Origin of the sequence: Holophaga foetida DSM 6591 (assembly GCF_000242615.2) — a bacterium.
In the GTDB taxonomy this organism is placed as follows: Bacteria; Acidobacteriota; Holophagae; order Holophagales; family Holophagaceae; genus Holophaga; species Holophaga foetida.
In genome coordinates, this window is record NZ_KI912268.1 from 989,435 (window position 1) to 999,480 (window position 10,046).

Below are 10,046 nucleotides of genomic sequence, written 5' to 3' on the forward strand. Positions count from 1 at the left end.
CCATGGCCGAGACCGCGATCACCTTTGATGATGTCCTGCTGATCCCGGCCTACAACCATCACGAATCCCGAAGGCTGGTGGACACCAGCGTGACGGACAAGAGCGGAAGGCTGAAACTCGGACTGCCGGTGATGACGGCCAACATGGACACCGTCACCGAGGACGCCATGGCCAACTTCATCGGCGGGAAGGGCGGCATCGGCATTCTGCACCGCTTCTGCTCCGTAGAGGAGAACCTGGCCATGTTCCGGCGCTGCAGCCATCCCACCTTCATCTCAGTCGGCACGGCGGAGGGCGAGATGGAGCGGGTGGAGGCCCTTCGCGATGCGGGAGCCGACTATTTCTGCGTGGATGTGGCCCATGGCCACGCCCGATACGTCGGCAAGATGGTCAAACGCATCCGGCAGATGATCCCCGAGGCCTGCATCATGGCGGGCAACGTGGCAACTTACGCCGGGGCGGACTACCTGGCGTCGGTGAAGGCCGACATCGTGAAGGTGGGCATCGGCCCCGGAAGCGTCTGCACCACCCGCATCAAGACAGGCTTCGGTGTGCCCCAGCTCACGGCCATCCAGGAGTGCGCCAGGGCGGACCGCTCCATCGTGGCGGACGGCGGGATACGCACACCCGGCGACATCGTCAAGGCCCTGGCCTTCGGCGCGGACTTCGTGATGATCGGAGGGATGCTGGCGGGCACGCGTCCCACGCCAGGCGAGGCGGTCCTCGGCAAGGACGGCCGCCCCTGCAAGGTCTACCGGGGCATGGCCAGCAAGGAGGCCGCCGACGATCACCTGGGGGGCCTCACCGGCTGGAAGACGGCGGAGGGGGTCGCCACCACCGTCCCCTGCCGGGAGGACGAGGACGAGATCATCGCCGATATCGTCGGCGGCCTGCGGTCGGGCCTGACCTACGCCGGAGCCAACACCATCCGGGAACTCCAGCGCAAGCTCAACTATGTCATGGTCTCCCATGCGGGCAGGATCGAGAGTCTGCCCCACAAGACCCTGGAGCGATAGCCTATGGCCGCTGCCGCCTATGCCTACCTCCTGGATGGAAAGGGAGGCGCCCGTGCCCTGGGGGAAGACGAGATCCGGGATTGGGATCCTGAGCAGGGCGTAATCTGGCTCCACTTCGACTACACGAACCCGGACGCCCAGCGCTGGCTCATGGAGGAAAGCGGGCTGGACAGCATCGCCTCCGAGGCCCTCCTGGCCGAAGAAACCCGCCCGCGAACCCTCTTCCTGGGGGAAAGCGCCGTCATGGCACTCCGGGGCGTCAATCTGAACCCTGGTGCCGATCCCGAGGACATGGTCTCCATCCGGGTCTGCATCGAGGAGGGGCGGATCCTGAGCACCCAGCGCAGGAAGCTTCAGTCCGTGGAGGAGCTCGCCTTTGAGATCCAGCACGGCAGGGGGCCAAAGAGCCCTGGGGATTTCATCGTCGAACTGGTGGACCGCCTCACGACCCGGGTTGAGGACACCCTGGATGATCTGGACAACCTGACCACAGCCATCGAAGAGGATGTCGAAAAGGAAGGCGACGCGGAGATCCGGAACCGGATTTCCACCATGAGGAGACAAGCCCTCATGCTCCGCCGCTACATGGCCCCTCAGCGGGAAGCCCTGATGAAACTGGGATCCGGGAACTGCCCCCTCCTCACTACCCGGAATCTGGCCGATCTGCACGAGACCATGGATCGCCTGATCCGGCACCTGGAGGATCTGGACAGCCTCAAGGACCGGGCCGCGGTCATCCAGGAGCAGCTCTCCCACCGCTATTCAGAGCAGCTCAACAGCCGCATGTACATCCTTTCGCTCCTCACGGCCTTCTTCCTGCCCCTGAGCTTCCTCACGGGACTCCTGGGCATCAATATCGGCGGCATCCCCGGCTCCCGGAACGAAAAGGCATTTTTCGAGTTTCTGGGCCTGCTGGCGGTGGTCATCGTGGTGCAGATCGTGATCTTCCGGAAGAAGCGCTGGATCTGAGCGAATGTTGCGATAGTTGAGGTATGCGCTTCCCCTTCCCCATCCTTGGTCTCACCGGCGGCATCGCCTCCGGCAAATCCTTCGTCTCGGAACGCCTGCGCCAGCGGGGCTGGGTGGTGCTGGACGCCGATCAAGCCGCCCGGCGGGTTGTGGAGCCAGGCTCCGAAGGGCTGAAGGCCGTGGTGGAGGCCTTCGGGCCGGGAATCCTTTCGGAGGGCGCCCTGGATCGGGCCGCCCTCGGAACCAGAGTCTTCAGTGACCCTGGGGGCCGGAGGCGCCTGGAAGCCCTCCTGCACCCCCGGATCCTGGCCCACATGGAGGCCGAGGCGGCACAACTGCCCGAGGACACGCTGGGGGTAGTCATGGACGCCGCCCTCTGGGTGGAGATCGGGCAGGCCCACCGCTTCGATGCCCTGTGGGTGGTGGACGCCCCGGAGGAGCTGCGGCTCCAGCGGATGATCCGACGGGACGGGATGGAGGAGACGGAGGCCCGCCGCCGCCTCCGGACCCAGGTGCAGTCGGCGGAACGGACGCTCCATGCGGATGCCGTCATCCTCAACGATGGACGGGAACTGCCCCCACAGCTCGAAAAGGCCGAGACAGAGCTTCTGTCACACTGGCAGCATCTAAGATCCGAACGCTGGAGACACGGCATGAGCGCACCCTTCACCCCCGAGCAGATGGGCCAGATCCTGGGAGCCCTGCTGTCCAGGGGTGGAGACTACGGCGAACTCTACCTGGAGCACCGCCGGGCCTGCGCCCTGGGCATGGACGACGGCCGCATGGAGGATGTCCTGGCCAGTGAGACCTTCGGGGGGAGCCTGCGCCTGATGGAAGGCGAGGCCACCCGCTTCGCAGACCTCATCTCCCCCAGCTTCGAGGAGCTGCTGGAGGCCGCCCAGACCCTGGCGGCCCCCGGAAAGGGCGAAGCGGCCTCCCTGCCCCCCCTGACCATCAAGGAGCACCCGACCCCCAGCCCCGTAGAACGGGACCCCTCCAGGGTGCCCCTGCCCGAGAAGGTGGCCCTGGTGCGGCGCGCCGAAGCCATCGCCCGCAGTCACGGCGAAACCCTCAAGCCCGGGGCCATCAAGCAGGTGGCCGTGGGCTACGGGGACTCCACCCAGAGCGTGTGGATCGCCTCGGCGGACTGCGGCCCCGAGGGGTGGCTTGCCGAACTGAACTCGGATCGCCGCACCCAGGGGGTCCTGCGCCTGAGCGTCACCGCCGGCGACGGGGAGAACCTCCAGATGGGCTACCACCCCCTGGGGGAGACCCGGGGCTTCGAGCTCTTCACGGACGATGCGGTGGACTACACCGCCAAGGAGGCCACCCGCCTGGCCATCCAGGCCCTGAGCGCCCGTCCGGCCCCCGCCGGGACCTTCCCGGTCATCCTCAGCTCCAGCGCCGGGGGCACCATGATCCACGAAGCGTGCGGCCATGGGCTTGAGGCGGATCTGGCCCTGGCGGGCATGAGCGCCTTCGCGGGCAAGCTCGGGCAGCGGGTGGCCTCAGAAGGCGTCACGATCATCGATGACGGCACCCTGCCCCACAAGCGCGGCAGCTCCGCCATCGACGACGAAGGCCAGCCCGCCCAGCGGGTGGTGCTCATCGAGAATGGCGTCCTCAAGGCCTATCTCCAGTCCCGGAAGACCGCCCGGAAGATGGCGACCACCCCATCCGGCAACGGTCGCCGGGAGAGCTACAGGCACCTGCCCATTCCCCGGATGCGGAACACCTTCCTGGCCCCTGGCACCGAAAGCCCCGAAAGCATCCTCCGGGACCTGGACAAGGGCCTGCTGGTGAAGCGCATGGGGGGTGGCCAGGTTGACACGGTCACCGGCAACTTCGTCTTCCAGGTCACCGAGGGCTACTGGGTGGAGAAGGGCGAGGCCCAGTTTCCCGTCAAGAACGCCACTCTCAGCGGTTGCGGCCCCGAAGTGCTCCGGGACATCACCCGCATCGGCAACGATCTCAATCACTTCGATATCGGCACCTGCGGAAAGGATGGGCAGGGCGTTCCCGTCAGCGACGCTCTGCCCACGATCCTCTGCCCCGCCCTGGTGGTAGGAGGCACCGCGAGCCAGGGAGAGGCTTGATGAAACACAACATCGCCGCCATCCGGGAAGTTCGGGATTTCACGGCCCGGAATGGAATGCGGACAGCATTCTGATGGTAGCCTTCGACGAAGATACCCTCGGGGTCATCGAATCTACCCTCCTGGAGGTGTCATGATCCGCTTCAAGCTGCAGCTCGGCGACATCACCACCATGGAGATGGACGCCATCGTCAACTCCACGGATACGACAATGCTGGACGGAGGTCCTGTCCATCAGGCTGTCCACAAGGCCGCTGGCCCTGAGTTCACCATGGAGTGCGAGCTGGTGGGTAACTGCCCAGTGGGGGAAGCCCGCCTCACGAGCGGCCACGGATTGCCTGCCAGACTGGTGATCCATACCGTGGCGCCCACCTGGCTGGACGGCAACCAGGGGGAGCGCGAGGCCCTGGCCTCATGCTACGAGAACGCCCTCCGCCTGGCGGAGGTGCGCGGCGTGTCCAGCCTTGCCTTCCCCAGCCTGGGCGCCGGACGCCTGCCCCAGATCCCCCTCCACGAAGCGGCCCCAGTGGCCGTGGGCACCATCCTCAACTTCCTGGATCGCCACGAATACCCCAATCAGGTGGTCCTGGTCTGCTACGACACGGACACCTTCCAGGCGTACCAGAAGGCGCTGAAGGCCGCGCTGCCGTGATGTGGGAAAAGACTTCCCGGTTATCGGATTGCTTCAGCCAAGGCCGAGGGGCTGGGAGGACTTTTGGCGGGCCCCGAAAAACAGAATCAGCTGGGATGAAATGGATGAACAGGATAAAGCAATCAGCGGGCAACGATGGTCCACGGAGGCGCTCTGGCCCGCCCCGCTTTGCGGGGGCGCGCGGCAAAGCCGCGCGCGTTCCGGAAGGGCAAGGGGGCGGAGGCACGCCAGTATGCCATAGCCCCCTTGCCATTCCGGAACCTGGCCAGAGCACCGAACCTCCTGTCAGATGTTTTTCATCCCTTTCATCCCGGACATCCCAGCTCATGTCTTTTTAGGCTGCGCAAAACCGATATTCGGGAAAGACCTGAAGCCGTACCAGTAAGATTCACCAAACAGATTCGAGCTCAAAACATGAACCCTATCTTCGCCCAGTTCATCCAACCCTCCCTCGAAGATCGCCTGCAGGAGGGCATCCGCCACGCCATGGCCCTGGGGGCCGAGGGCGCCGAGGCCTTCCTCACCGTGTCCCGCAGCCGCCGGGCCAAGGTCCGCAACGGCGTCCTGGAGGACCTCACGTCCAGCAAGCGGGGCGGCCTGGGAATCAGGGTCTTGCGGGGGGGCCGGGCCGGGCTCGCCACCACGACGGACCTCCAGCGGGTCGACTACCGGGAGGTCTTCCAGCAGGCCTGGGATCTGGCGGCCCTGGGGGACAACGATCCCTGGCTGCGGCAGGCGGATCCCTCCGGCGTGGACGATCTCCCCGAGCGCTATGATCCCCGGGCCGAGGCCCTCAGCTCCGAGGAGCGCATCCAGCGGGCCCTGACCCTCGAAGCCGAAGCCCGGAAAGCATCCACCAAGGTCTGCGCCGTGCGGGATGCCTCCTGGTCCGATGGCGCGGGCGTCTCCCTGCTCCTGACCCAGCGCGGGGTCCGGGCCTACGACCTGGGCTCCTCCTGCAGCGCCTCCATCGAGCTTGCCGTGGAGGAGGAGGGCGACCGTCAGGCATCCTGGCACTACGATGTGGGCCGTCACCCCGACGCCTTCAGCCTGGAGGCCATCGGCCGCGAGGCCGCCCTCAAGGGCGAACGCAAGCTCCGTCCCCAGGCGCTCCCCGCTGGGAAATACCCCGTGGTCCTGCACCCCGAGGTGGCCGTGGACCTCCTGGGGATCATCGCCGGGATGCTTTCCGCCGAGTCCGTCCTCAAGCAGCGAAGCCTCTTTGCGGGCAAGCTGGGGCAGCTGATCGCCTCTCCTCTCCTGAGCCTGGTGGACGACGGACGGCTCCCGGAGGGCCTGGGCAGCGAGCCCTGGGACGGAGAAGGCCTGCCCACCCGCCGTAATGTCCTGATCCAGGACGGCGTGCTCCAGACCTACCTCCACACCCTCAAGACCGCCGCCGAGATGGGCGTGGCCCCCACGGGCACCGCAGGCCGGGGCCTGGGCAGCAACCCCGGCGTGACCACCTTCAACCTCTTCCCAAAGGCCGGGAGCCAGACGCCGGAGCAGCTTTACTCCCTGGCAGGGAACGGCGTCCTCATCACCGAGATCATGGGGCTGCACACCGTGGATCCCGTCTCCGGCGATCTCAGCGTGGGGGCCAGCGGCGTCCGGATCCGGAACGGTGAACTGGCGGAAAGCGTGGACCGTCTGACCATCGCCGGAAACCTCCGGGACTTCCTCACCCGCATCTCAGCCCTGGGCAGCGACCTCCGCTGGTACGGCAGCCAGGCCGGGCTGTCGATCCTGCTGGAGGAGATGGCCCTGGGCGGCGCCTAGCGCCTGCAGTGTTTTCAGACAGGCAGCACTCCAAGCTTCAACCAGAACCTTCATTTCATCCTGTGCATCCTGCCTATCCTGTTCAAAAACAGCATTAAACAAGATGGACAGGATTGGCAGGATAAACACAAAGGTGAAAGCCAGCCTCCTTTGCATCGTGAAAGAATCCCCCCATGTCTGACTGGTTCTCCAGCTGGTTCGATTCCGACTACGCAGCCCTCTACGCCCACCGCGACGAGGGGGAGGCGGTACGTGCCGTGAAGACAGCCCTGCGACTCGCACCGGAACTGGGGAAAGGACCAGTCATGGATCTGGGCTGCGGCGGCGGGCGGCACTTGGCGGCCCTGCGCAGGCACAACCCCCTGGCCTTCGGATTGGACCTCTCCGCCACCCTCCTGGAAGCGGCCCCGAAAGAGCTGCGGGGCTGGCTCCTGCGGGGAGATATGCGCGCCATTCCCGTGAAGGACGGGAGCCTGTGGGGCGTCTGCCTCTGGTTCACCCCCTTCGGGTACTTCGACGAGGCGCAGAATCGAGCACTCATGGCCCGCATCGCCCGCCTGCTCCGCCCCGGGGGCATCCTGCTCCTGGACTTCATGAATGCCCACCTCGTGCGCCGGGATCTGGTGCCGGAGGAACGGGAGGAGCGGTCCGGCTACCGCATCCACATCCGCCGCAACCTGGAGGGGCCCAGAGTCGTCAAGCGCATCCAACTGACCCACCTGGACACGGGGAACATCCGGGAAGCGAAGGAATCCGTACGGGTCTACGACCCGATGGAACTGGTGGCCATGGCCCGGGATTGCGGGCTTTCCCTCGTCGGCGAAGTGGGAGACTATGATGGGTTGCCCTTCCGCGCGACCGCATCACCCCGATGGATCGGTATTTTCCACAGGCCCCGGGTCTGATACGGTTTCAGGGTCCAATCTTGAGGAGGAAACAATGGCTTTCAGAACCTTGCAGGAACTCGATGTGAAGGGTCACCGCGTCTTCTTCAGAGCCGACCTCAACGTGCCCATCAAGGAAGGGAAGATCACGGATGCCACCCGCATCACCGAGACCCTGGCCTCCCTGAAGCACCTCCTGGAGGGCGGCGCCAGTGTGGTGCTGGCCTCCCACCTGGGCCGCCCCGAGGGAATCGGCTATGAAGAGGCCTACAGCATGGCCCCGGTGGCGGCCTACCTCAAAGAACAGGCAGGTTTGGACGTAAAGCTCGCAAGTGGCGTCACCGGCGAAGCGGTGGAGGCCGAGGCCAAGGCCCTGGAGCCGGGCCAGGTCCTCCTCCTGGAGAACCTCCGCTTCGACAAGGGCGAGACCAAGAACAGGGCCGAGTTCGCCCAGGCCCTGGCCCGTCTGGCCGATACCTACGTGGACGACGCCTTTGGCTGCGCCCATCGCGCCCACGCCTCCGTGGCGGGCATGGTGGCGGACTTCCCCAAGGACCGCACCGCCGCAGGCTTCCTCCTGGAACGGGAGCTGAAGGCCCTGGGCCGCATCCTGCACACCCCCGAGAAGCCCCTGGTGGCGGTCATGGGCGGCTCCAAGGTGAGTGACAAGATCGACCTGATCCGGGGTTTCCTGGGTAAGGCCGACGCCATCATCATTGGCGGTGCCATGAGCTACACCCTGCTCAAGGCCCAGGGCATCGGCATCGGGAAAAGCCTCTGCGAGCACGACAAGCTGGATCTGGCCGCACAGCTGCTGACAGAGGCCACGGCCAAGGGAACCAGAATCCTCCTGCCCCTGGACCACGTGGTGGCCGCCGAACTGAAACCCGACGCCCAGTGCGCCATCACCCAGGACCAGACGGTGCCCGAGGGCCAGATGGGCCTGGACATCGGTCCCGAGAGCGTAGCTCTCTTCGCTGAAGAACTCAGCAAGGCCAAGACCATCCTCTGGAACGGCCCCATGGGCGTCTTCGAGATGGACTGCTTTGCCGCAGGCACCCTGGCCATCGCCGAGCACATGGCCACCTGCGCCGACAAGGGGGCCTTCGTGGTGGTGGGTGGCGGCGACAGCGTGAGCGCCGCCAACAAGGCCGGGGTCTCCCCCCGCATGAGCCACGTCTCCACCGGAGGCGGCGCCAGCCTGGAATACCTTTCCGGCCTCGAACTCCCGGGCGTCGCCGCCCTGGCCCTCTGATCACAGGAGTCCCCATGAAGATTGTTGTCGCCAACTGGAAGATGAACCTGCTCCGCAAGGATGCCGCGGCATTCTGCGAGGCCTTTCTCAAGGCCTACAAGCCCAAGGGCAGGGTGGAGGTGGGCATCGCCCCTTCCTTCCCCCTGATCCGGGCCGTCAAGAACCGGGTGGCCACCTCCGGGGCGAAGGTCTTCGCCCAGAACGGCCACGCCGAGGCCAAGGGCGCCTTCACCGGCGAGGTCTCCATGCCCCAGATCCAGGATTCCGGATGTGATGGCGTGATCCTGGGCCACAGCGAGTGCCGACAGTACAACGGCGAGACCGAGGCCACCCTGGTTCCCAAGATCAGGGCCGCCCGCGAAAACGAGCTCCTGCCCCTGCTCTGCATCGGCGAGACCCTGGCCCAGCGGGAAGCCAACCAGACCCTGGAAGTCCTGCGCCAGCAGCTCTCCATCCTCCCCGAGGTCGGCGCAGGCCCCCTCTGGCTGGCCTACGAGCCAGTCTGGGCCATCGGCACCGGCAAGGTGGCCACCCCTGAGCAGGTGCGCGAGGTCCACGCATTCATCCGCGAAGAGGTGGTGCGCCTCCTGGGCGAAGCCGGCAAGGAGGTCCCCATCCTCTACGGCGGCAGCGTGACCCCCGACAACTTCGAAGAACTGCTGACCATCCCCGACGTGGCCGGCGGCCTCGTGGGCGGCGCCAGCCTCGTACCCGAGAAGTTCCTCAAGCTCGTGCAGCAGGCGCAGGCGAGCTGAAAAGAGCCACCGCCAAGGCACCAAGACTCGAAGAAAAGATCAAGAAAGATCCTTGTTCTTTCCGTTCTTTTCCTCGTTCTTGGTGCCTTTGGTTTCTACCAGGCAAGCCATTGGCTTTATGTAAGCCTTTTTTCCAAGAATTGTGATTGCCCCTTTTACAGCCAGCCCATTATCCTTCTGCTTTCATCCTGGCCATCCTGTCTATCCTGTTGAAAATCTTCCAGGTTATCAGCCTTCCCGAGTCACAATCCGGGGCTCGAAGTCACTCTTCACCCCCTTCATCCTGGCTGATCTCTTGTCATTTCGGGGCCTGCCGAGAGGCATTCCAAGCCCTTGAGTTTGACTGAAGCAAGCTGATAATCGGGAAAACATCTGAACAGGATAGGCAGGATGAAAACAGTGAGCATTTCGTCGGTGGGGCGTGGGCGAGGCTGCCTCAGGTAGACGGAGCCCCCACCGATGAAATGCGGTGTTGAACAAGCCCGGAGCGGCGGGGGAGTTGGGCGAGGGCTATGGGGAAATCGCGCCTGCTGATCCACTTTTGGGGACGCCAGGTCCCCTGTCGCCCAGGGATTGCTGACTGCTGAGCCCGACAGTCCCGGCAGGGGCTTGGACCGAGTTGGCGTCATAGCAGGGCTTCG

The 10,046-nt window shown here is 65.4% G+C and carries 8 protein-coding genes; all 8 read left to right on the forward strand.

Annotated features, from left to right (window positions below; translation table 11 throughout):
• Window positions 1-2: 2 nt before the first annotated feature.
• The 8 genes from HOLFODRAFT_RS0204310 (at window position 3) to tpiA (ending at window position 9,405) form a co-directional block, all read left to right on the forward strand.
• Complete coding sequence (locus HOLFODRAFT_RS0204310; RefSeq protein ID WP_026939038.1) at window positions 3-1,016, forward strand: guanosine monophosphate reductase; 1,014 nt, start codon at window positions 3-5, stop codon at window positions 1,014-1,016.
• 3 nt (window positions 1,017-1,019) lie between these two features.
• Window positions 1,020-1,985 (forward strand): zinc transporter ZntB, encoded by a 966-nt coding sequence (locus HOLFODRAFT_RS0204315; RefSeq protein ID WP_005032346.1) that lies wholly within the window; start codon window positions 1,020-1,022, stop codon window positions 1,983-1,985.
• 23 nt (window positions 1,986-2,008) lie between these two features.
• Window positions 2,009-4,081, forward strand: a complete 2,073-nt coding sequence (gene coaE, locus HOLFODRAFT_RS0204320; RefSeq protein WP_005032344.1) for a dephospho-CoA kinase — start codon at window positions 2,009-2,011, stop codon at window positions 4,079-4,081.
• A 132-nt stretch (window positions 4,082-4,213) separates the two neighbouring features.
• A complete protein-coding gene (locus tag HOLFODRAFT_RS0204325) occupies window positions 4,214-4,732 on the forward strand; it encodes a macro domain-containing protein (RefSeq protein WP_005032341.1) in 519 nt (172 codons plus the stop codon).
• Between the two features lie 414 nt (window positions 4,733-5,146).
• Window positions 5,147-6,511, forward strand: a complete 1,365-nt coding sequence (locus HOLFODRAFT_RS0204330) for a TldD/PmbA family protein (protein ID WP_005032339.1) — start codon at window positions 5,147-5,149, stop codon at window positions 6,509-6,511.
• Between the two features lie 173 nt (window positions 6,512-6,684).
• Window positions 6,685-7,416, forward strand: coding sequence for a class I SAM-dependent methyltransferase (locus HOLFODRAFT_RS0204335; RefSeq protein WP_005032337.1), 732 nt, complete (start codon window positions 6,685-6,687; stop codon window positions 7,414-7,416).
• 34 nt (window positions 7,417-7,450) lie between these two features.
• Entirely contained in the window at window positions 7,451-8,650 is a 1,200-nt protein-coding gene (locus HOLFODRAFT_RS0204340; RefSeq protein WP_005032335.1) for a phosphoglycerate kinase, read from the forward strand.
• A gap of 14 nt (window positions 8,651-8,664) precedes the next feature.
• Window positions 8,665-9,405, forward strand: coding sequence for a triose-phosphate isomerase (tpiA, locus tag HOLFODRAFT_RS0204345; protein WP_005032333.1), 741 nt, complete (start codon window positions 8,665-8,667; stop codon window positions 9,403-9,405).
• The last annotated feature ends 641 nt before the right edge of the window (window positions 9,406-10,046 follow it).